The sequence below is a fragment of the Haloferax chudinovii genome, assembly GCF_042663345.1.
GTDB lineage: Archaea > Halobacteriota > Halobacteria > Halobacteriales > Haloferacaceae > Haloferax > Haloferax chudinovii.
Genome location: NZ_JBHTAB010000014.1, coordinates 76,376 through 96,107 on the forward strand (window position 1 = coordinate 76,376; position 19,732 = coordinate 96,107).

Genomic DNA, 19,732 nt, shown 5'->3' on the forward strand with positions numbered 1-19,732 from the left:
CGACGCGGACCGGCGTCGGAACCCGGCGACGAACGCGGCGGTTCTGGTCGGTCGCCGGCCGGGAACGGTCGGCTCAGTCGTCGCTCGTGATGGGCGTGCCGTCGGCGCGGGTCGGCGCGGGGCTCGCGTCGAGGCTGTCGTCGTCGGCGTACGGGTACCACGTGCGCTTCGTGTTGTGCATCATCGGGTCCTCGTAGCTGGTCTCTTCGGGTTCGACCAGTTCGGCGAGGTCCTCCTCGTCCGTCCGGGCGACGAACTCGCGGAACGTCTCGTCGCCCTCGCGGCGCTCCTCGAAGTTGGCGAGCAGGTTCTTGATAGCACCCGGAACCTCGTCGACGGGGACGCGCTGGGTGACCCACTCGGCGAAGTTCGGGTTCTCGCCGAGGCCGCCGCCGAGGCCGATGTCGAGCGCCTCGACCGGCTCGCCGTCCTTGCGGGTCTTCATGCCGCGGAGGCTGATGTCCGCAATCTGCGGCTGGGCGCAGGAGGCCGTACAGCCCGAGAGGTGGATGTGGAAGTCCTCGACGCCCGCGGGGAGTTCGACGTTCTCCTTGAGCCAGCGGGCGTAGCGGACCTGCCGGTTTTTCGTCTCCACGATGGAGAGCGAACAGAACTCGGTGCCCGTACAGGCGATGGAGCCGCGCATGAACGGGTGGGGGTCGGGCGAGTAGTGGTCGAGGAGCTCCTCGTCCTGCAACGCGTCGAGCTTCTCCTCGGGCACGTCGGTGATGATGACGTTCTGACGCTGGGTGATGCGAATCTCGCCGGAGCCGTATTCGTCGGCGACGCGGGCGAGTTCCTTCGTGTCGTCGACGCCCATGCGACCGACGAGGACGTCGAGTCCGACGTAGTAGTTGCCGTCGGCCTGCTCGTGAATGCCGACGTGGTCGGAGTGGCCGCCGTCGGCGTAGCCGGAGTTGTAGGAGTACTCCGAGCGCAGGTCGTCGCCGGCGGTCTCCAGTTCGAAGTCGACGTACTCCTCCTGGAGGACGTCGCGGAACTTCTCTGCGCCCCACTCGTCCATCAGGAACTTGATGCGGGCGTTGTAGCGGTTGTCGCGGTCGCCGTTGTCGCGGAACAGCGCGGAGATGGCTCCCGACACCTCGGCGGCCTGCTCGGGCGTCACGAACACGTCGATGTCGCGGGCGAACCGCGGCTCGTTCCGCGAGAGGCCGCCGCCGATGCGGATGTTGAAGCCTCTCGTCTCCTCGCCGTCGATTTCCTTGGTCGCGGGTTCGAGCGCGAGGTCGTTGATGTCGCCCTGCCCACAGCCCTCGCGGCACCCGGTGATAGAGACCTTCCACTTGCGCGGGAGGTTCGAGTGGTCGTCGTTGCCCTTGAACGTCTCGTTGAGCTCCATCGCGACGGGGAGCGCGTCGACGTGCTCGTGTTTGTCCTTGCCGGCGACGGGACAGCCGACGATGTTGCGCCACGAGTCACCGCAGGCCTGCTGGGTCGACAGACCGACCGATTCGAGCTTATCGAAGATTTCCGGGATGTCTTCCAGTTTGATCCAGTGGAGCTGAATCGACTGGCGGGTCGTCCAGTCGACGTAGCCGTTGCCGAAGATTGGGTTCTCGGCCGGGCCGCGGGCGTACTCGTCGGCGACCTCGGCGACGACTTCGGTCTGGCCGGGCGTCAGCACGCCGTTCGGCGTCCCGATGCGCATCATGAAGTACGACTCCTGTCCGTTGCGCTGGTGGTACAGCCCCCACCATTTGAAGCGCTCGAACCAGGCGTCTCGCTCGTCTTCCGGGATGGAATCCCAGCCCTGCTCGGCGAATTCGAGCAAGTGCTCTCGTATCTCGTTACCGTAGACCTCCGACTTCCAGCGTTCGACGTCCGTGGGCATTCGTATGAATATCCATATACGTGCCCACGTAAGGCCCCGAGCGTACCGTCAACCCTTCCCGGTGCTGCCCAAAAGCGGAGAATGTTGCTTATTCATCGTCGTCGCCGCGTCGAACCGGGAGGACGACCCGCTCGCGGTCGATATCGACGAATTCGCCCTCGCGGAGCCTCCCGACCGGAACCCAACCGGGCACGCCCGTCTGGCCGCAGGCGATGCACTGGCCGTACACTTTCGCGGAGACGGTTCTGCCGTCCGCGCCGACGTCGAGGACGTTCTCGACGACGAAGTCGGGAAGCTCGCACCCACAGAATGACGGGTCGTCGAGCCGCCAGAGCTCGCTCACGCTCACTTCTCTGGTGTCGTTCACGGAGACCCACGCCCCGTCGTCGAGGACGCGCAGGGAGACGCTCATACCTCACCCTCCGGGCTCCGGCTACCTATGCGGGACGGCGCCCGCAATCCCCGCGGGGGAGCACGACGCTCGCTTCGGAGGTAGTTCGGCCGTAGTCGTGCGATTGTGTCCGAAACCGGCCGTCAGAGGTAGGGGCAACCCGTTCCGGTAGCCGGGAGTGGGGGTACACATTACAGGTGCGGATTCCCTTATGCGGGTCCGGCCGGTACGTGGTGGTGATGAGTGACCACCGCACCGCCGTCCGACAACACGCCTCCGCCGACGTCGCCCCAGAGCTGTTCGAGCAGTCCACGGAGGGTGACGCATGACCGGCGAGGCAGAACTCGAACCCGACCGCGACCGCGACGCCGAGGCCGACCCGTCCGCCGAGGCGGAAGGCGAAGACCCCGCGGCCCACCTCAAGGACCTCGAAGACGGCGCGGGCTGTACCGAAATCTGGTCGCACCTCTCTGAGTCCCGCGAGGAGTAACCCGACCGTGGACCGCCGGCAGTCTCTGCCCGTCCGCGGCGGTCGGTTCCCGGGCGGCCGGCCGCTCGCGCGCGAATCTCGCCTCTCGGGGGGACGTTTTTAAACCCGAACGCGCTATCGATTCGTAGATGACGAACGACGAACGCCGACGAACGACCGAGGTTCCGGCCGACCGACGCGAACCGGTCGGTGAACCCGTCGTCCGCGGCGACCCCGCCGTCACGGGCGACCGCGCCCGCGAGGCCGTCGGCTTCGACCCCACTGACCCCGACAGCCTCGCCGAGGCCGCCAGAACGGTTCGCTCGTTCGCCGAGTCCACCGCCGGCGACGACGACCACGTGTTCATGCTCCGCGGCGCGGCCGCCTGCGCCGCGCTCGTCCGCGGCGTCGGCTCCTACAAGCGCGCCGCCGAGCGCGCCGGCGGCGACGTGTCCGTCTCCTTCATCCGCAAGTGGGCCCGCGTCCACGACCTCCCGCAGTCGGTCCGCCGGCACGTCGCCCGCGGCCGCATCGCGCCCACGGCCGCCAAGCACATCGCCCGCGTCTCCGGCGACGCCAGACTCCACCTCGCGTGGGCGACGCTCGACGCCGGACTGACCGTCCGCGAGGTCCGCCGACTCGCCAGCGAGGTCAACGACGGCACGCCGGCCGTGGACGCACTCGCCGACCACGGCGTCGACATCGGCACGCTCGACGTGACGCTCCCGGCCGACGTGTACCTCGAACTCCGCCGCCGCGCCTCGCTCGAAGACACGCCCCCCGGCGACGTGGTCGCAGACGCCCTCGAGGACTACCTCGACTGAAGGAACCGCGCCGCCGTCTCGCGAATCACGTCCCGCGCGACCTCGACTTCCGCCCACTCGACGGTTTCGTCCGGGAAGTGCGCCTGGTCGATGTCGCCCGGGCCGAACAGCACCGTCGGAACGCCCGCCTCCACGTAGTGCCGCGAGTCGGCCCCGTAGGTCGCGCCGACCGGTTCGTCGTCGCGGCCGTCGGCCCGGAGCGCCGCGCGCAACGACTCCACGACCGGCTCGTCGGCGTCGATTTCTGCCGGTTCGAACTGCACCGAAAACCGCTCGAACACCGGCGGGTGCGCCGAGAGCCACTCGTCGTCGGCGACGACGCGCGCCAGTCGCTCGTCGAACGCGGCTTCGACCTCCTCGACCGTCTCGCCCGGCGCGACGCCGAGTCGCCACTCCGCGGTGAGCGTCCCCGCGACGCTCGACGCCCACGACCCCGCCTCGACGCGGCCGACACAGACGGGCCACGGAATCGGGTAGTCGAAAAGCGGATGCGCGACCGCGTCGGTCCGCTCCGCTTCGAGGTCGAAAAACGCCTCCCGAATCGCCTCGAACATCTCGATGACGTCCACGCCGCGCCACCGCGAGGCCGCGTGCGCCGTGCGCCCGGTCAGTCGGAGTCGCTTCATCACCGACCCCTCGGTGGCGACGACCGGCTTGAGCCGCGTTGGCTCGGCGACGAGCGCGGCGTCCCGCTCGAACGGATAGGTATTGTCGAGCGCGGCCGCCGCGGCCCCGACACCGCCGTCTTCCTCGCCCGCGACGCTCTCGACGACGACCCGCCCGTCGAGCGCAACACCGCCCGCCTCGACGGCGTCGCGGAGGTCGAGCGCGGCGAAGACGCACGCCGCGAGCCCCGCTTTCATATCGGCCGCGCCGCGGGCGCTGACGGTGCCCGCGTCGTCGTCCCAGTCGGGTAAAAACGGGTCGTGAGACCACAGCTCTCTGTCGGCTGGCACCACGTCCACGTGACCGTTGAGGACGAGCGTCTGTCCCGCATCGGGGTCGCCGAACTCGACCACGCCGGCGACGCTCGGGCGGTTCGCGATGTCGATGTCGTCGGGGTCGTCGGGGAACGACGAGTGCTCGGCCAGTCGTTCCGGGTCGGCGGTCCACTCGTAGGTTTCGAACCCGAAGTCGTGCAGTCGGTTTTTAACCCACTGTTGGGCCGGGGCCTCGGCGCGGGCGACGCTCTCGAACCGGAGGAGCGCGTCCACGAAGTCGCGAACGTCCATGTTGTGGTGGACGGCAACGGGGTACAAAGCAGGCGGGGACGGCGAAAATAAACGCTTATCAGTATCCCCACTTAAGAAATCGCTGAGGGCTGGTAGCTCAGTTAGGCAGAGCGTCTGGCTTTTAGCGGGACTACGCGAGTCGCGTGGTTTCGGAAGATACCAGACGGTCGGGGGTTCAAGTCCCTCCCAGCCCGTTTCTACTCCGAACAACTGTGAGGAGTGAAACGGCTTCGAGAGATTAAACCCGACCAGTCGCGCACAGCGAAGCGAGCACGTCTGGGCTCGGTTCAAGTCCCTCCCAGCCCGTTTCTGCGACGAAGTCCGTGCGGAGTGAAACGGCCCCACAGGAGCTACATCGGAAGCGAACGGCGTGAGCGACAGCGTACGCCGTCGTTCTCGCGAACACGAGCGGTCAATCGTCGCTCTGTCCGAGTTCGTTCAACGGACGCCGCAGTTCGGCTTCGATAGCACGCTCTGCGCGACATACCGACCCGGTCGTTCTCGAAAAATAAGAACCGAATACCCGATATTACCCCGGGCGCGCCGTATTCTGACTCAGAAGGGCCAACAAATGTACACCAACATCGTCGTTCCAGTCGACACCAGTCCGGAGTCAATGAACGCGGCGAGTCACGCGATTCGCCTCGCGGACGCGGTCGGCGCGTCCGTTCACGCGCTGTACGCCACTCGACCGCCCGTGGACACCGACGACGACGGCGAGCGCTCGAAGTCGCGGAACGAACGCGCCTTCGCGGACGTGGTCGAACGCGCCGAAGAACGCGGCATCGACGTCGAGACGAGCATCCTCGTCGGCGACCCCGCGGAGTCCATCGCCGACTTCGCCAACAGGCACCGCGCCGACCTCATCGTGATGGGCACCCACGGCCGCGAGGGCGTCGACCGGCTGGTGAACGGGAGCGTCGCCGAGCAGGTCGGCCGACTCGCCCGCGTCCCGGTGACGACGATTCGGCTCCGCGACGGCGAGCGGTCGGTCCGGTCGCCGCTCGAAGCCCGGCGCATCGCGCGCGAAAAACTCGCCCACGCCGGCCACGAGGACGCCGTCATCGAAGCGCCGTCTCAACAGCGGTCCGCGTGGGTCGTCCACGCCGCCGACGACCGCGGCGAGTACAACGTCCACATCAACAGCGCGTCCGGGGAGGCCAAACTCGTGCAGGTCGGCTGAGCCCGCACCGCGTTTTTCGCTTATTCGAGGTCCAGAAGCGTCGCGGCCTCGTCGAGGAACTCGGCGTACACCGACATCGCGTCGTCGATGGGTTCGGGCTCGGTCATGTCGACGCCGGCGGTTCGGAGCACGTCGAGGGGGTACTCACTGCCGCCGAGCGCCAGCGCCTCGCGGTAGTCCGCCGCGGCCGACTCGCCCTCCTCGCGGATGCGCTCGACGATGGCCGCCGCCGCGGAGATACCCGTCGCGTACTGGTAGACGTAGTAGTTGTAGTAGAAGTGCGGAATGCGCATCCACTCGCGGGCGATGCGGTCGTCGGTCGCCGCGGGCTCGTAGTACGCCGCCTTCAGGTCGCCGTACAGCTCGTCGAAGCGGTCGGGCGTGAGCGCGCCGTCGTTCTCGACGACCTCGTGAATCTGGAGTTCGAAGTCGGCGAACATCGTCTGGCGGAACAGCGTCGAGCGGAACCGTTCGAGGTACTCGTCGAGGACGTGCATCCGGAGTTCGTCGTCGTCGACGTTCTCCAAGAGGTACTCCGTCAGGAGCGTCTCGTTGACCGTGGAGGCGACCTCGGCGGTGAAGATGTCGTAGCTCGCGTCGTGCCACGGCTGGGCGTCGTTGGCGAGTTCGGAGTGCATCGAGTGACCCAGTTCGTGGGCGAGCGTGAACATCGACGCGGGGTCGTCCTGGTAGTTCATCATGATGAACGGCTGGGTGTCGTAGGTGCCCGCGGAGTACGCTCCGGAGCGCTTGCCGCGGTTCTCGTACACGTCGACCCAGCGGTCGTCGAGCCCTTCGGCCATCCGCTCCTGATAGGCCTCGCCGAGCGGTTCGACGGCCTCGACGATGTACTCCTTCGCCTGTTCGTACGGAATCTCGGGGCCGTGGCCGCCGGTGAGAGAGACGTACAGGTCCCACATCCGGAGTTCGTCCGCGGCGATGGCCTCCCGCTTCAACTCGGCGTGGCGGTGGAGGTGGCCGAGGTTGTCGCGGACGGTGTCGAGTAAGTTGTCGTACACTTCGACGGGGACGTTGGGGCCGTCGAGGGCGGCCTCGCGAGCGGAGTCGTAGTCGCGGATGCGCGCGGTCTTCACGTCCTTCTTGACACTGTTTTTCAGCGAGGTGCCGACGGCGTTTCGCACGTCGGCCCAGCGGTCGTAGAACTCCTCGTGGACGGTCCGGCGGAACTCCCGGTCGGGGTGTTTCTGGAGCTTCGTGAAGTTGCCCTGCGTGATTTCGACCGCGGTCCCGTCGGGCTTTTCGACGGTCGGGAACTCCAAGTCGGCGTTGGCGAGCATCGAGTAGATGTCGCTGGACGCGCCGGTCACGTCCGAGAGGTCGGCGAGGACTTCCTCGACCTCCGCGGAGCGGGTGTGGTCCTTCGTTCGGAGCACGTCGTCGAAGTAGTGCTCGTAGGCGTCGAGTTCGGGTTCTTCCTCGACGAACTCGTCGACGCCGTCGCGGCCGAGGTCCTGTAGCTCGGGGTCCAGATAGCTGACCGCGCTCCGGGCCCTCGACGCCAGCGCCTCCGCGCGGCCGGCCTGCGCTTGGTACTCCTGGTTCCGGGTGTCCTGACTGCTACGGAGGTTCGCGTAGGAGACGACCATCGACACCTCGCGGAGCACGGACTCCATCGTCTCGAAGAGTTCGAGGAGCGTCTCGGGGTCCTCGGTGGCGTGACCCTCGTAGCTCGCCAGCTCGGGGACGCGCTCTGCGACGTCCTCGTACGCCGCCTCCCACTCGTCGTCAGACGCGTAGATGCTGTCGAGGTCCCACTTGTACTCCTCGTCGATGTCGCTCCGCTCGGGAACCGAACTCATGTCGGGTACTTCGACGCGCGCGCGGCTGGTAAGCCTTATCAATCGAGGGGCGGTGCGGGGTCGAAGCGGGCGGCCGCGACGCGGTTAGTGTCGGGTCGCCCTCGCCTCTCGGACCTGCGAGCCGTCCCGGACTAAGTCCTCGCAGTGCGGACAGACGCGGGGGTCGTCCATGCCCTCCGGGGCGAACACCCTGACGTAGCCTTCGGTGACGAAAGAATTACAGTTCTGACATGTCGGCATGGCGGTCGTTCGTACCACGTCAACTGAGTTAGATGTTGTGGGCGATTTTCGGCATCCGACACCGACCCGACCCCGCCCCTGACTCCGGCCGCGTGGCGCGGCCGGCGACGCGTGGCGGCGCAAACCACTTTGACTGGTGCGCGTGTGGATTCCCCATGGACGACCTCTCTCCCGCGGTCCGCGAGGCGTTCGCCCGGACGTGGGTCGACGACCGCCCGTGGGCGTTCCTCACCGACTTGACCGCCGTCGGCGACCGGATGGCCGGCGGGTCGGGCGACCGCCGCGCGAGCGCGCTCGTCGCCGACGCCCTCGCCGACGCGGGCGTCGGACGCGTCGAGTTCGACCCCTTCGAGATGGCCCGCTGGCGTCGCGGCGAGACGTCGCTCGACCTCACCGCGCCCGACCAGCGGCGCTTCGAAGCCGTCGCGCTCCCGTACGCTCCGCGGGCGACCGTCTCCGGCCCGCTCGTCGACGTCGGCTACGGCACGCCGAGCGAAACCGACGCGGCCGACGTGGAGGGCGCGCTGGCCGTCGCCAGCGCGACGACCCCCACCGGCGGCCGGTTCGTCCACCGAATGGAGAAGTTCAACTACGCTATCGAGTCCGGCGCGGTCGGCTTCGTCTTCGTCAACCACGTCCCCGGCCAACTCCCGCCGACCGGGGCGCTCCGCTACGACGAGGAGGCCGCCGCCCCCGCGGTCGGCGTGAGCGCCGAAACCGGGTCGTGGCTGACCGACTACGCGGCCCGCGGCGGCGAGGCGACCCTCGCGGTCGACGCCGAGACGACGCCCGGCGAGAGCCGGAACGTCGAGGGTCGCGTCGGCCCCGACACCGACCGCGAACTCCTCCTGTGCGCCCACTTCGACGCCCACGACATCGCCGAAGGCGCGCTCGACAACGGCTGTGGCATCGCGGTCGTCGTCACCGCGGCGCGACTGCTCGCCGAGATGGACCTCGACCTCCGCGTGCGCGTCGTCGGCGTCGGCGCGGAGGAACTGGGTCTGACCGGCTCCGAACACCTCGCCGGCCGCCTCGACCTCGACCGCGTCGCCGCCGTCGTCAACGTCGACGGCGCGGGGCGATTCCGCGACCTCGTCGCCCACAGCCACACCTCGGAGGCGACCGCCGCGGTGGCGACCCGAGTCGGCGACGAGACGCGCCACCCGGTCGACATCGAACCCGAGCCGCACCCGTTCAGCGACCAGTGGCCGTTCGTCCGCGGCGGCGTCCCGGCGCTCCAGCTCAGGAGCGAAAGCGGCGAGCGCGGCCGCGGCTGGACCCACACCCACGCCGACACCCGCGATAAGGTCGACGACAGAAACGTCCGCGAACACGGGATGTTGACCGCACTTATCGTCCGCGAACTCGCGGCGGCCGCCGCCGACGGAGAGATTCCGCGGCTCGACGACAACGAACTCGCGGCGGCGTTCCGCGACGCCGACTTCGAGACGGGGATGAAGGCGGCGGGCATCTGGCCCGACGGTTGGGAGTAGCGCCGGTCAGTCGTCTTCGGTCTGCTCGGAGCCGTCGCCGCGGTCCGAGTCGCGGCACTCGTTTTCGTTTTCGTCGCGTTCGCCGTGCTCGTCGCCGTGCTCGCCGTGTTCGTTGCCGTCTTCGTCGCCGCCGTCAGCCTCGGCGACTTCGACCGTCAGATCCGCCTTCGAGAGCGCGCGTTCGGTCGCGGCCTCGACGACCATCCCGGCCCCGATGACGACGTAGAACATCCCGTAGACGAACGTCGGCACGGCGACGAGGAGATAGAGCGCGAGGCCGGCGATACCCGTCAGGCTGGCGAGGAAGCCGCCGACGGCGTTGCCGACGCCGATGATAAACAGGCCGAAGACGATGCGGAGGGTGGCGTCCCACGCGGCGGACCGGTCCATGCGTGAGCCGACGGCGAGCCGCGTGATGTGTCTACTGGTCGATACGCGGCGCGGGGCCGCGGCGGGAAGCCAGTCACCCGCGCGTCAGCACACCGCGAGCAGTTCGTCGAGCGAGTCGAGTTCGTAGGTCGGTTCGGCGGCCAACTGGTAGCCCTCGCGGTGGGGCCGGCGGATGAACGCCGAGTCGAGGCCGGCGCGGTCGGCCGCGACCACGTCGACGTTGCTGTCGCCGACGTAGAGCGCCGAGTCGACGCCGAGTTCGCCCATCGCCCGCTCGATGTAGTGGGGGTCCGGCTTCTTCACCCGCGCGCCCTCGACCGTGGGGTCGCGGCCGTAGGCCACCTCGAAGCGGTCGCCGATGTCGAACACGTCGAGGATGTGCTCGATGGTCGCGTGTTGGTTGTTGCTCACGACCGCCAGCGGGTGGTCGATGTCGTCGAGGGCGACCACGTCGTCGTACAGCGGTTTCGTCCCGTCTTCGAGACACGCCCGCTGGGTCGCCGCGGCGTGGGTCTCGTGGCGCGACCAGAAGTCGTCCACCGGCACGTCGTGGACCGCACAGATGCGGCGCAGGCGCGTGAGGCCGCCGTTGATGACGCCGTCGACCGCCTCGGTCGTTGGTTCCACGTCGAACTCGGCGAACGCCCGTCTGACCGCCTCCCGCTGGACTTCGAGGAGCGTCGGCTTCGTCAGCACGCCGTCGTTGTCGAAGATGACAGCGTCGTAGCACATGGTTGAGGGGTCAGCGCCCGAGTCACGATAACGTTGCTATGTGCGACCCCGACCGCTCCGGAGAGCTATTGACTCCTCGTCCGTCCGTCACTGCGGTCTTCGCCGTCGCCGACGGTGGGGTCGCCCGCTTCTCGCCGGACGCCGTCGCGGATGCGCGAGCCGACGCGCCAGCCGATGCGGTCCGCCAGCGCCCGTTCGCCGAAGGCGGTCGCGGCGCTCTCGGCGGCCATCGAGTCCACGGCGAACTCGACTCCCGGGTAGTCGACCGCCGTGAGGAGCAGGGGCGTCGGCGGCGCGGGCGGGACGCCCGCGGGACCGTCGAGGCGGTCGGGTCCGAGCACGTCGTCGACCTTCGACGGCGGGGCCGCGCCCGACCCGACGGCGCGGACGAGCGAGACGAGTCGGCGGACGAGTTCGCGGGCGAAGCCGCCGGCCGCGACGCGGACGAGGAGGAAGTCGCCGTCGCGGGTCAGGTCGCCGTCGATGGTTCGGACGGTCCCGCGCTCGTCGGGCGTGAGGTTGTGGAAGTCGTGTTCGCCGCGGCAGGCGTCGAAGGCGGGTCTCGCCCGGTCGTCGTCGAAGCCGTCGCTCGGCGCGTGGAGGTCGTAGACGTACTCGCGGCGGGTCGGCCGGTGCCGGGCGTGGAAGTCGTCGGGCGCGTCGGCGGCGGCCCACGCCCGCACCGCGCCCGGAAGCTCCGAGTTCAGCGCCCGCGGCGTACACCAGTCGGGACAGTCGAAAGCGACGGTCTGGGCGAGCGCGGAGACGCCCGCGTCGGTCCGCCCGGCGGCGGCGTAGTCGGTCGGTTCCTCGTCGTCGTCGCAGACGCCGAGCGCGCGGCAGGCGTCGAAGAGGGCGTCCTCGACGGTCGGCACGTCCGGCTGTCGCTGGAACCCGTGGTACGGGCGTCCGTCGTAGGCGACGCGGAAGGCGCGCATGTCGTGCGGTTCACCGGCGGACTACTTAACCGACGCCACCCGGCCCGACCGCGCCGGTCGGCCTGTCGACCACGCGCCGTCGACCCGCGACTACACGTCCGCGTCCAGCGACTGCTCGTCTTCGACCGGCGAGTCCTCGCTTCGGACCGAGAGCACCGGCACGTCGGCCAGTCGGAGCACGCGCTCGGTGACGCTCCCGAGCAGGTAGCGCTCGATGCCGCGGCGGCCGTGGGTGCCCATCACGATGAGGTCGGCGTCGACTTCCGCGGCGTACCGGGGAATCACCCGGTGAGGCGAGCCGTGTTCGACGGCCGTGACGACCTCGACGCCGTCCGCCTCGGCCGCCTCGACGGCCTCGGAGACGATGCGCTCGCCTTCCGCCTCGTAGGCGCGGACGAGGCCGCCGGCGTCGAGTTGGGTCGCGTGGAGGGCGCGCTCGTCGACGACGTAGAGGGCGTAGAGCGTCGCGTCCGTCGTCGCGGCGAGGTCGATGGCGCGGCCGAGCGCCTCGTCGGCGGGGGCACTGCCGTCCAGCGGGACGAGAATCCTGTCGTACATGTCACTCGTCTGTACGGCGGCCGGGAACAAAAGGGCGCGCGCCGGTATCGGGGCGCGGGAATCGCGGGGCGGGTCGGCCGGCGCGAGAGTGAGTCGGCCGGCGCGGGGGTCGGGTTCGCCCCCGCGACCCGCGGGGCGGCCTACTCGTAGTCCTCGTAGGTCGGCGCGTCGCGGTCGCCGGGGAACTCGTCGACGGGGACGGTGGTCTGGTCGCCGCTCGCCATGTCCTTAACGGTCACCTCGTCGTTTTCGAGGTCACGCTCGCCGACGATGACGACCGTGTCGGCGTTGACCGAGTCGGCGTAGGACATCTGCGCGCCGAAGCTCCGGTCGGACACGTCGACCTCGACGACGTTGCCCGCCGCGCGGAGGTCGCGGGCGATATCTGAGGCGACGGCGCGGGTGTCGCCGACGGTGAGGAGGTAGTAGTCGGTCGCCAGCTCTTCTTCGGGCCAGACGCCGGCGCGCTGACAGAGCAGTTGGAGCGTCGCGTTGCCGATGCCGACGCCGACGGCGGGGGTGGGCTGGCCGCCGAACGACTCGATGAGGTCGTCGTAGCGGCCGCCGCCGAACGTCGCCCGCGACACGTCGCCCGTGGAGTCGAAGCACTCGAAGACGACGCCGGTGTAGTAGTCCAGCCCGCGGGCGGTCGAAAGCGACACCTCGCAGAACTCGCCCGCGCCGAAGTCGTCGGCGGCGGCGAGGACGCTCCGGAGGTTCTCGACCGCGGCCGCGACGTCGTCGCCGCCGAACTCGGCGATTTCGTCGAGGTCGCCGCGCTCGATGAGGTCGGCGAACTCGCCGGCTTGGTCGTACGAGAGACCGGCGTCCGAAAGCAGGCCGAGGTACTCCGCGCGCTCGACCTTCTCGGACTTGTCGACGGCGCGGACCGCGTCGGCAACGTCCACGTCGGCGTCGAACGACCGGAGCAGGCCGCCGAGGATGTCGCGGTGGGAGACGCGGAACTCGAAGTCGTCGGCCGTGAGACCGAGGTCGGTCAGCGCGTCGGCGCAAAAGGCCAGAATCTCGGCGTCGGCCTCCGGTTCCGAGGAGCCGAAGATGTCGGCGTTGGTCTGGTAGAACTCGCGGAAGCGACCCTGCTGGACCTGCTCGTAGCGCCAGAACGGGCGGGTCGAGACCCACTTAATCGGCTTCGACAGCGCCTGTTGCTTGGCGACGACCATCCGGGCGACCGTCGGCGTCAGTTCGGGCGCGAGGGTGACCTCCCGGCCGCCTTTGTCCTCGAAGGCGTACAGCTCCTCGACGATTTCCTCGCCGGACTTGTCGACGTACATCTGGGTCCGTTCGAGGTGGGGCGTCCCGATTTCGCGGAAGCCGTAGCGGGCGGCGGCGGTCTCGACGGCGTCGACGACCTCGCGCCGGGCCGACATCTCGCCGGGGTAGAAGTCACGAAATCCCTTGAGTCGGTCGTACATGCGCGTTGGTTGGCGAAGGCCGCGCTTGAAACCTGTTGTTCGGGGCGAGGGCGACTACCCGACGAGGGCGCGGAGCGCCGCCGCGTCGCCGAGCGCGATGAGCGAGACGCCGACGACCGCGAGGACGGCGGCGACGAGGCGCGTGCCGAACCGGGCCTCGCGGAGGACGACCCCGCCGAGGACGACGGCGACGATGGCCTGCGTGTTGACGATGGGCGAGGCGACGCTCGCCGGCACCAGTCCGAAGGCGGTCGACGTGACGTGTTCGCCGAGCGCGACGAGCGCGCCCGCCGCGGCGAACTTCGGGAGGTCGCCGCGGACGCCCGGCCAGTCGCGGACCGCGACGGGGAGGACGGCGAGCGCCGCGCCGACGAACAGCACCGGGACGAACACGCTCGTCGGGATGCCGAGTTCCTGCAGTGCGACGCGTTTGCCCACGTCGCTGACGGCGTAACAGGCCGCGCTGGCGAGCGCGAGTTGGGCGGGCCGCGACCGGACCGCGCGCCGAAGCGGGTCGAGGAACGCCCCGCCCTCGTAGTTCGCGACGTAGACGGCGACGGTGGCGACCGCGACGCCGAGGACCTGAATCCCCGTCAGGAACTGGTTCAGAAACAGGATTTCGATGGGGAGGACGAACACCGGGACGAGCTTGTTGATGGGCGCGACGTAGGAGACGTCGCCGGCGTCGAGGGCGTCGACGAACAGGATGAGCGCGACGCCGACGAGGGCGGCCGTGCCGGCGACGATTCCCACGCCCGTCGCGCCGAGCTCGGCGAGCGAGGGGACGGTCTTCGGGTCGTAGGTTATCGCCGTCACCGGGAGGTACAGGACGACGGCGAAGGCGTTGACGACGACCGTGAGAACCGCTCCGGAGTAGCCCGGGAAGTACCGCTTCAGGGCGAAGATGTAGACGCCCCAGACGAACGCGGCGAGAACGGAGTAGGCGATACCGGGGTCCATGACTCACTCGGCGCGCGGCGGCGTGAAAAACGACGCGGTACGAGCCGCGGCGGCGAGTGGCCGGCAGGCGACGTCCAAGCGGGGGCCGCCTCAGCGCCGGCCGTGGACGTAGCTCTGGACGTGGTCCGGGAACACCTCGTCGACCGCCGCCCGCCCGTGTTCGGCGGCGATGAGTTGGCGGAGTTCGCCCTCGTAGTCGGCCTTCGGAATTTCCTCGGAGGGGCCGGTCTCCACGTCGAGATGCGACGCCACGAGGCGGTCGACCGCGCCGCGGCCGAACCCCGAAAGCGGCGAGAGGTAGTCGACGCCGTGGCGGTCTTCGAGGCTCTGGGCCTGCGCCCGCGAGATGGAGGGGACGCGGTCGTCGCGGCGGGTGCCGTCGGCGACGGCGTCGAAGTCGAGGCCGCAGACCGCTTCGAGCGCGTGTTCGTGGACGTGCTGGATGCCGCCGCGGGGGTAGCCGTCTTCGACCATGCGGGCGGTCGCCGCCGCCGCGACCTCGCGGTCGAGTTCCAGCGTCTCGAAGGGGTAGCCGAGTTCGGCCGCCGCGTCGCGGGCGTGCGTCCAGTCTTCCGTGACTCCGAAGTGGACGGTCACGAGCGTTACGTCGTAGAAGGCGTCGAGAAGCAGTGCGGCCAGCGAGGAGTCCTTGCCGCCGCTGTAGAGGAGCGCGAGTTCCACGTGTTACCGGCGGCGGATGTTGAAGCTCTTCGACTCGGGCTGCAGCTCTTTCAGGAGCGCCTTCATCTTGTCGTCGTCGATGCGGCCCTGAATGCGCCCGCTCTGGGCGAGGGCGACGATTTGCCGCTCGGCCTGCTCTGCGAACTCCGGCTTGGACATCTGCACCGCGTTGAGGCGCTGGCGGGCCTCGTCGGTCAGGTGCTGTTTGAGAAGCGCCTGTTTCTGCTGTTCGGCGCGCTGTTGGGCGGCCTCCTCGGCCTGCTGTTGCTCCGCGGAGCCCTGTCTACCGCCCTGCTGTTCCTGGAGTTCCTGCATCTTCTTCTTTCGAAGCTCCTCCAGTCGCTCATCGTCGGGATTGCCACTCATACCCTAGCGCACGGCCCGATGTCTGAAAACCATTACGGACCCGTGAACGGACGGCTCTCGGGAGAATCGTCCGTCGAAGAAGAACTCTCGGTGTATCGGCGGCTCTACGCGTAGCGTTCGAGTTCCGGGCGGTCGAGGTCGGCGAGCACGTCGGACGCGGCGTTGTCGAGGAAGCTCGTCCCCTCGGCGGTGATGCGGCGACCCTCGCCTTTTGCGGTCTCGACGAGGCCTTCCTCTTCGAGCTGTTGGAGGAGCGTGCGGATGATGTTCTTACTGCCGGCGTCGCTGTGCGCACCGGAGACGCTGTAGCGGTTGGAACCGCGCTTGAGGCCGCCGTACTCGGTCGACAGGCGGTCGACGCCGACGGGGCCGTTCATGGCGACCTTGCGGAGCAGGCTCGCGCCGCGGACGTACCAGAAGTCGTCCTGCTGGGGCGGGAGCTCGCGGGTCTGGCCGCTCTTCGCGAAGGCCATCCAGTCGGGTTGCTCGATACGGTCCTCGAGTCGTCCGGCGACCTCCTCGATGAGGGCGTCCGCCGGGACGTCATAGATGGTTACCATGGCTATTGGTTCATAATCGCGGCGTTTAAAGGCATCGTATTCGCCCGATACGGGCGGTTGGAGGCTCCTGCGCCCCGCCCGGGGTGTGCCGGGGTGACAGCCCGTATCGCGCCGTCAGGACCGCCACCCGCGCGCGCTCTCTGTGCCCATCACGAGGCCGCCGAGGACGACGGGCACCCAGTAGATGAACCCGCGGAAGACGACGACGCCCGCGGTCGCCACGTCGAACGAGACGGCGGAGCTCGCGGTGGCGACGAGGATGGCGAGCGTCCACTCGATGCCGCCCGCACCGCCGGGAAGCGGCGTCACGCCGGCGATGGCCCCGATGGGGACGACGAACAGCGCGATGGAGAAGGCGATGGGCGCGCCGATGGCGTGGAACGCCACCCAGAGTGCGACCATCTGACAGAACCACCCGGCCCCCGACAGGCCGAGGGCGACCGCCAGTCCCCGCGGGTTTCGCCCGACGCGCTCGATAGAGCGGAAGAACCCGTTGATGCGGCGCTCGACGCCGTCGTTCGACGGCACCGACACCCGCGGAACGTACCGCGAGATGGTTCGAATGACCGGCGTCAGAGCGCCGATGAGACGGCGTTCGAGGTCGTAGCGACGCTTCCACGCGACGTAGACGGCCGCCGGCACGCCGACGGCGAGGCCGACCACGGCGACGAGCGCGATTTCGAGGTTGCGGCCGAGCGTCACCTCCGTGGCGTAGTAGCCCGCGCCGATGAGCGCGATGGTGATGGAGGGGACGAAATTGACGGTGTCGACGCTGGCGATGGCGGCCAGCCCGGTCTCGTACTCGGTGTCGGCGCTCCGCGAGATGAGAAGCGCGGTCACGGGCTCGCCGCCCGCCTGCCCGAACGGGGTGATGTTGTTCGAGAACGTCGCGCCCGTGAAGATGAGAAACGAGCGGACGAGCGAGACGTCCACGCCGAGCACCCCGAGGACGGTCTTCAGCGACGCCCCCCACGCGACGAGCCAGACGAGCGTGATGGCGAGGATGGCGACCAGATAGGTCGGCTCGGCCATCGTCACCCGGTTGATGAGCTCGTCCACGCCCGCGAAGTAGAACAGGACGGCGAAGACGACGACCGCCGCTGCGAAACCGAGCACCGTCGCGCGGAGGTTCTCGCGGGCCATTTGCTGGGGATGCGTCTACGACGGGCATTAAGTCACCGGATTCGACGGCCGAGAAGCAGGTCCGTCACCGTCCCATACCTCGTCGTCCGAACCCGTGACGCCACTCAACGGCGGATAGGTGGACATTTCCGCGTCGCCCGACACGTCCGAGACATGGACGAGCGCGCCGCCCTCAGACTGCTCGCCGCGGACCTCCCCGGTGCCGGCGACGACGCCGCCGTGGTCGACGACCTCGTCGTCACGACCGACATGCTCCACGAGACGACGGACTTCCCCGCGGGGACGACCCGCTACACCGCCGGTTGGCGGGCCGTCGGCGCGTCGCTGTCGGACGTGGCCGCGATGGGCGCGAGCGCCACCTGCGCCGTCGCCGCCTACGCCGCCGTCGAACTCGACGAGACGGAACTCGGCGACTTCGTCCGGGGCGCGCGGGACGTCTGCGAGGCGGTCGGCGCGTCGTACGTCGGCGGCGACCTCGACACTCACCGGGAGTTCACGACGGCGACGACGGCCATCGGCCGCACCGACGACCCGGTTCGCCGCTCGGGCGCGGCCCCGGGCGACCTGCTCTGCGTCACGGGCGAGCTCGGCCGCTCTGCCGCCGCCGTCCGCCTGTTCGAGGCGGGCGAGACCGACCGTGCGAACGAGCTGTTTCGGTTCACGCCCCGCGTCGCCGCCGGCGTCGCCCTCCGCGGGTCGGCCACGGCGATGATGGACTCCAGCGACGGCCTCGCCCGCTCGGTCCACCAGCTCGCGGCGGCCAGCGACTGCGGCTTCGAACTCGACTTCGACGCGCTCCCGGTCCACGACGCCGTCGCCGAGGTGGCGACCGATTCCGACGACAGACGCGACCTCGCGGCGTTCTTCGGCGAGGACTTCGAACTCGTGTTCGCGCTCCCCGAGTCGGCGCTCGACGCCGCCCGCGACGCGACCGACGTGCCGCTCACGGTGGTCGGAAAAGCCGTCGAGGAAGCCACGGAAGCCGCCGTCGTCGCCGACGGCGAGGCCGTGCCCGACCGCGGCTACACCCACGGCCGCAACGAGTAGCGTCCCTGTTTTTCGGCGTCGTCGTGCGCGAGTTGCCGCCTTACCCCGGAATGACCTGAATCGGCACGAGGAGGAAACACGCCGCGCCGAGGGCGAACGTGACGAGGCCGACGGCCATCCGCGTCGAGCCGAGCGGCGTCTCGTCTATCGGTTTGGCCGGGCCGTTGTAGGCGATGAACGTCGACATCAGGCCCCAGAAGAACCACAGGCCGACGGACTGGTTGAGGCCGAGGCCGCGGACGTAGTGGAGGTAGCCGGCGATGCCGAACAGGACGAGCGGGACGGCCGCCGCGAGCGACTCCTGTCGCTCGCCGAGCATCGCCCGGACCATGTGACCGCCGTCGAGTTGGCCGACGGGAAGCAGGTTGAGGACGGTGAAGAACATCCCGACCCAGCCGCCGATGACGACGGGGTGGACGACGGTCCGGGGGTCGGCGTACTCCGTCGGCCGGCCGAGCACGGCCGCGATGGCGTCGAGGAGCGGCGGGTTGTTGAACACGATCATGTCCCCGGACCGGGCGAGGACTTCGCTCGGGACGGTCATCGGTTCGATTGAGAGGCCGATGACCGTGACGACGACCGTCGCCAAGAGGCCGGCCAGTGGGCCGGCGACGCCGATGTCGAACAGCGTCTTTCGGTCGGGCATCTGGCCGCGCATGCGGATGATGGCACCGAGCGTGCCGAACGGGAAAATAAACGGGATGAGGTAGGGAAGCGAGACGTTGACGCCGTGGTATCGCCCGACCGCGTAGTGCCCGAGTTCGTGGACCGAGAGGACGCCGAGGACCGCGGCGGTGAAGGGCCACGCCCGAAGCAACACGAGCGGGTTCGCGGCGATGTCGGACAAGGGGATGTAGTACCACGCGTACGCCCCGACGAAGAGCGTCGAGAAGACCGTCAGCGCGAACAGCGTGATGTTCTTCCAGGGGATTCCCTCGCTGCCCTGCGAGGCCGGTTCGACGATGACCACGTCGGTCTCTCCGAGCCCAGAAACCTGTGCTTCCACGTCGTAGCCGGCCTGTCGGAACGCCGACCAGACCTCGCGGACGAGCATCTGCTCGGGGACGAGCGACTCGCCGTAGTAGATTCGACGGCGACCGTCTGACCGCACCTCGTGAACGTCGAAGACGGCGCGAAGCGCCTCCACCGGCGGTCCGTCCGCCGATTCGGACTGTTCCATCGCCGTGGAGTAGGCGGGCGACGTGCATAAATCCCGTGACGGGATTTAAATCCAACTCTCGACGTCTGTGAGTCTTCCAAGCTCTCAGCGTCAGGTCACCACACGTGCCGTTTAGCTGAATGCAGGCGCTAAGCCCCCGTCCTCAACGAGCAACGCAGGGCGTAGCCCGAGTAGCGCAGTAGGGCGGGGATACAGCGCCGTCATCATCTGTTCGTACACTGTTCTGTTGCAGGCCCA

The 19,732-nt window shown here is 69.1% G+C and carries 21 protein-coding genes and 1 tRNA gene; 6 read left to right on the top strand and 16 right to left on the bottom strand.

The window, feature by feature from the left end:
- Window positions 1–73: 73 nt before the first annotated feature.
- Together ACFQI8_RS18570 and ACFQI8_RS18575 are read right to left on the bottom strand one after the other, a co-directional pair.
- Window positions 74–1,852 carry a nitrite/sulfite reductase gene (locus tag ACFQI8_RS18570; protein ID WP_390247453.1) on the bottom strand — a complete coding sequence of 593 codons (1,779 nt, stop codon included), beginning with the start codon at window positions 1,850–1,852 and terminating at the stop codon, window positions 74–76.
- A gap of 88 nt (window positions 1,853–1,940) precedes the next feature.
- Window positions 1,941–2,264 (bottom strand): DUF8134 family protein, encoded by a 324-nt coding sequence (locus tag ACFQI8_RS18575; RefSeq protein WP_390247455.1) that lies wholly within the window; start codon window positions 2,262–2,264, stop codon window positions 1,941–1,943.
- A 304-nt stretch (window positions 2,265–2,568) separates the two neighbouring features.
- Here ACFQI8_RS18575 and ACFQI8_RS18580 point away from each other — a divergent pair, with 304 nt between their 5' ends.
- Both ACFQI8_RS18580 and ACFQI8_RS18585 read left to right on the top strand, forming a co-directional pair.
- Entirely contained in the window at window positions 2,569–2,733 is a 165-nt protein-coding gene (locus ACFQI8_RS18580; protein WP_390247457.1) for a hypothetical protein, read from the top strand.
- Between the two features lie 128 nt (window positions 2,734–2,861).
- Window positions 2,862–3,536, top strand: a complete 675-nt coding sequence (locus ACFQI8_RS18585; protein WP_390247459.1) for a DUF7119 family protein — start codon at window positions 2,862–2,864, stop codon at window positions 3,534–3,536.
- Here the strand turns inward: ACFQI8_RS18585 and ACFQI8_RS18590 are convergent.
- Window positions 3,524–4,768, bottom strand: a complete 1,245-nt coding sequence (locus ACFQI8_RS18590; RefSeq protein ID WP_390247461.1) for a M20/M25/M40 family metallo-hydrolase — start codon at window positions 4,766–4,768, stop codon at window positions 3,524–3,526. The genes ACFQI8_RS18585 and ACFQI8_RS18590 overlap by 13 nt on opposite strands.
- Window positions 4,769–4,854: 86 nt before the next feature.
- Here ACFQI8_RS18590 and ACFQI8_RS18595 point away from each other — a divergent pair.
- Window positions 4,855–4,962, top strand: a tRNA-Lys gene (locus ACFQI8_RS18595).
- 377 nt (window positions 4,963–5,339) lie between these two features.
- Window positions 5,340–5,951, top strand: coding sequence for a universal stress protein (locus tag ACFQI8_RS18600; RefSeq protein WP_390247463.1), 612 nt, complete (start codon window positions 5,340–5,342; stop codon window positions 5,949–5,951).
- Between the two features lie 20 nt (window positions 5,952–5,971).
- On the opposite strand, the gene pepF is transcribed toward ACFQI8_RS18600, so the two are convergent.
- Both pepF and ACFQI8_RS18610 read right to left on the bottom strand, forming a co-directional pair.
- A complete protein-coding gene (gene pepF, locus ACFQI8_RS18605; protein WP_390247465.1) occupies window positions 5,972–7,771 on the bottom strand; it encodes an oligoendopeptidase F in 1,800 nt (599 codons plus the stop codon).
- A gap of 84 nt (window positions 7,772–7,855) precedes the next feature.
- Window positions 7,856–8,011, bottom strand: a complete 156-nt coding sequence (locus tag ACFQI8_RS18610; RefSeq protein WP_004967500.1) for a DUF7563 family protein — start codon at window positions 8,009–8,011, stop codon at window positions 7,856–7,858.
- Window positions 8,012–8,166: 155 nt separating this feature from the next.
- Here ACFQI8_RS18610 and ACFQI8_RS18615 point away from each other — a divergent pair, with 155 nt between their 5' ends.
- Window positions 8,167–9,504 carry a M28 family peptidase gene (locus ACFQI8_RS18615; protein ID WP_390247467.1) on the top strand — a complete coding sequence of 446 codons (1,338 nt, stop codon included), beginning with the start codon at window positions 8,167–8,169 and terminating at the stop codon, window positions 9,502–9,504.
- 6 nt (window positions 9,505–9,510) lie between these two features.
- Here ACFQI8_RS18615 and ACFQI8_RS18620 read toward each other — a convergent pair whose 3' ends face one another.
- The 10 genes from ACFQI8_RS18620 to ACFQI8_RS18665 all read right to left on the bottom strand — a co-directional run bounded on the left by ACFQI8_RS18620 (window position 9,511) and on the right by ACFQI8_RS18665 (window position 17,268).
- Window positions 9,511–9,894, bottom strand: coding sequence for a hypothetical protein (locus tag ACFQI8_RS18620; protein ID WP_390247469.1), 384 nt, complete (start codon window positions 9,892–9,894; stop codon window positions 9,511–9,513).
- A gap of 84 nt (window positions 9,895–9,978) precedes the next feature.
- Entirely contained in the window at window positions 9,979–10,626 is a 648-nt protein-coding gene (locus tag ACFQI8_RS18625; RefSeq protein ID WP_390247471.1) for an HAD family hydrolase, read from the bottom strand.
- A gap of 65 nt (window positions 10,627–10,691) precedes the next feature.
- Complete coding sequence (truA, locus tag ACFQI8_RS18630) at window positions 10,692–11,564, bottom strand: tRNA pseudouridine(38-40) synthase TruA (RefSeq protein ID WP_390247473.1); 873 nt, start codon at window positions 11,562–11,564, stop codon at window positions 10,692–10,694.
- Window positions 11,565–11,654: 90 nt separating this feature from the next.
- Entirely contained in the window at window positions 11,655–12,122 is a 468-nt protein-coding gene (locus ACFQI8_RS18635) for a universal stress protein (RefSeq protein WP_390247474.1), read from the bottom strand.
- A 140-nt stretch (window positions 12,123–12,262) separates the two neighbouring features.
- Window positions 12,263–13,558: a histidine--tRNA ligase gene (gene hisS, locus ACFQI8_RS18640; RefSeq protein WP_390247476.1), complete on the bottom strand. Its 1,296-nt coding sequence runs from the start codon at window positions 13,556–13,558 to the stop codon at window positions 12,263–12,265.
- Window positions 13,559–13,612: 54 nt separating this feature from the next.
- A complete protein-coding gene (locus ACFQI8_RS18645; protein WP_390247478.1) occupies window positions 13,613–14,518 on the bottom strand; it encodes an EamA family transporter in 906 nt (301 codons plus the stop codon).
- Between the two features lie 90 nt (window positions 14,519–14,608).
- A complete protein-coding gene (locus ACFQI8_RS18650) occupies window positions 14,609–15,199 on the bottom strand; it encodes a DUF7411 family protein (RefSeq protein ID WP_390247480.1) in 591 nt (196 codons plus the stop codon).
- 3 nt (window positions 15,200–15,202) lie between these two features.
- Window positions 15,203–15,565 carry a DNA-binding protein gene (locus ACFQI8_RS18655; RefSeq protein WP_390247482.1) on the bottom strand — a complete coding sequence of 121 codons (363 nt, stop codon included), beginning with the start codon at window positions 15,563–15,565 and terminating at the stop codon, window positions 15,203–15,205.
- Window positions 15,566–15,669: 104 nt separating this feature from the next.
- Window positions 15,670–16,125: a 30S ribosomal protein S19e gene (locus tag ACFQI8_RS18660; RefSeq protein ID WP_390247484.1), complete on the bottom strand. Its 456-nt coding sequence runs from the start codon at window positions 16,123–16,125 to the stop codon at window positions 15,670–15,672.
- Between the two features lie 114 nt (window positions 16,126–16,239).
- Window positions 16,240–17,268 carry a lysylphosphatidylglycerol synthase transmembrane domain-containing protein gene (locus tag ACFQI8_RS18665; protein ID WP_390247486.1) on the bottom strand — a complete coding sequence of 343 codons (1,029 nt, stop codon included), beginning with the start codon at window positions 17,266–17,268 and terminating at the stop codon, window positions 16,240–16,242.
- Between the two features lie 153 nt (window positions 17,269–17,421).
- Here ACFQI8_RS18665 and thiL point away from each other — a divergent pair, with 153 nt between their 5' ends.
- The gene (gene thiL, locus ACFQI8_RS18670) at window positions 17,422–18,315 is read left to right on the top strand and encodes a thiamine-phosphate kinase (protein ID WP_390247488.1); all 894 of its coding nucleotides are present in this window, start codon (window positions 17,422–17,424) and stop codon (window positions 18,313–18,315) included.
- A gap of 40 nt (window positions 18,316–18,355) precedes the next feature.
- On the opposite strand, the gene ACFQI8_RS18675 is transcribed toward thiL, so the two are convergent.
- Window positions 18,356–19,495, bottom strand: coding sequence for a site-2 protease family protein (locus ACFQI8_RS18675; RefSeq protein ID WP_390247489.1), 1,140 nt, complete (start codon window positions 19,493–19,495; stop codon window positions 18,356–18,358).
- Window positions 19,496–19,732 lie beyond the last annotated feature (237 nt).

Bases quoted from the DNA above. Each gene is read 5' to 3' on its own strand.
- ACFQI8_RS18570 (WP_390247453.1), bottom strand. From the start codon at position 1,852: ATGCCCACGGACGTCGAACGCTGGAAGTCGGAGGTCTACGGTAACGAG.
- ACFQI8_RS18575 (WP_390247455.1), bottom strand. From the start codon at position 2,264: ATGAGCGTCTCCCTGCGCGTCCTCGACGACGGGGCGTGGGTCTCCGTG.
- ACFQI8_RS18580 (WP_390247457.1), top strand. From the start codon at position 2,569: ATGACCGGCGAGGCAGAACTCGAACCCGACCGCGACCGCGACGCCGAG.
- ACFQI8_RS18585 (WP_390247459.1), top strand. From the start codon at position 2,862: ATGACGAACGACGAACGCCGACGAACGACCGAGGTTCCGGCCGACCGA.
- ACFQI8_RS18590 (WP_390247461.1), bottom strand. From the start codon at position 4,768: ATGGACGTTCGCGACTTCGTGGACGCGCTCCTCCGGTTCGAGAGCGTC.
- ACFQI8_RS18600 (WP_390247463.1), top strand. From the start codon at position 5,340: ATGTACACCAACATCGTCGTTCCAGTCGACACCAGTCCGGAGTCAATG.
- pepF (WP_390247465.1), bottom strand. From the start codon at position 7,771: ATGAGTTCGGTTCCCGAGCGGAGCGACATCGACGAGGAGTACAAGTGG.
- ACFQI8_RS18610 (WP_004967500.1), bottom strand. From the start codon at position 8,011: ATGCCGACATGTCAGAACTGTAATTCTTTCGTCACCGAAGGCTACGTC.
- ACFQI8_RS18615 (WP_390247467.1), top strand. From the start codon at position 8,167: ATGGACGACCTCTCTCCCGCGGTCCGCGAGGCGTTCGCCCGGACGTGG.
- ACFQI8_RS18620 (WP_390247469.1), bottom strand. From the start codon at position 9,894: ATGGACCGGTCCGCCGCGTGGGACGCCACCCTCCGCATCGTCTTCGGC.
- ACFQI8_RS18625 (WP_390247471.1), bottom strand. From the start codon at position 10,626: ATGTGCTACGACGCTGTCATCTTCGACAACGACGGCGTGCTGACGAAG.
- truA (WP_390247473.1), bottom strand. From the start codon at position 11,564: ATGCGCGCCTTCCGCGTCGCCTACGACGGACGCCCGTACCACGGGTTC.
- ACFQI8_RS18635 (WP_390247474.1), bottom strand. From the start codon at position 12,122: ATGTACGACAGGATTCTCGTCCCGCTGGACGGCAGTGCCCCCGCCGAC.
- hisS (WP_390247476.1), bottom strand. From the start codon at position 13,558: ATGTACGACCGACTCAAGGGATTTCGTGACTTCTACCCCGGCGAGATG.
- ACFQI8_RS18645 (WP_390247478.1), bottom strand. From the start codon at position 14,518: ATGGACCCCGGTATCGCCTACTCCGTTCTCGCCGCGTTCGTCTGGGGC.
- ACFQI8_RS18655 (WP_390247482.1), bottom strand. From the start codon at position 15,565: ATGAGTGGCAATCCCGACGATGAGCGACTGGAGGAGCTTCGAAAGAAG.
- ACFQI8_RS18660 (WP_390247484.1), bottom strand. From the start codon at position 16,125: ATGGTAACCATCTATGACGTCCCGGCGGACGCCCTCATCGAGGAGGTC.
- ACFQI8_RS18665 (WP_390247486.1), bottom strand. From the start codon at position 17,268: ATGGCCCGCGAGAACCTCCGCGCGACGGTGCTCGGTTTCGCAGCGGCG.
- thiL (WP_390247488.1), top strand. From the start codon at position 17,422: ATGGACGAGCGCGCCGCCCTCAGACTGCTCGCCGCGGACCTCCCCGGT.
- ACFQI8_RS18675 (WP_390247489.1), bottom strand. From the start codon at position 19,495: ATGGAACAGTCCGAATCGGCGGACGGACCGCCGGTGGAGGCGCTTCGC.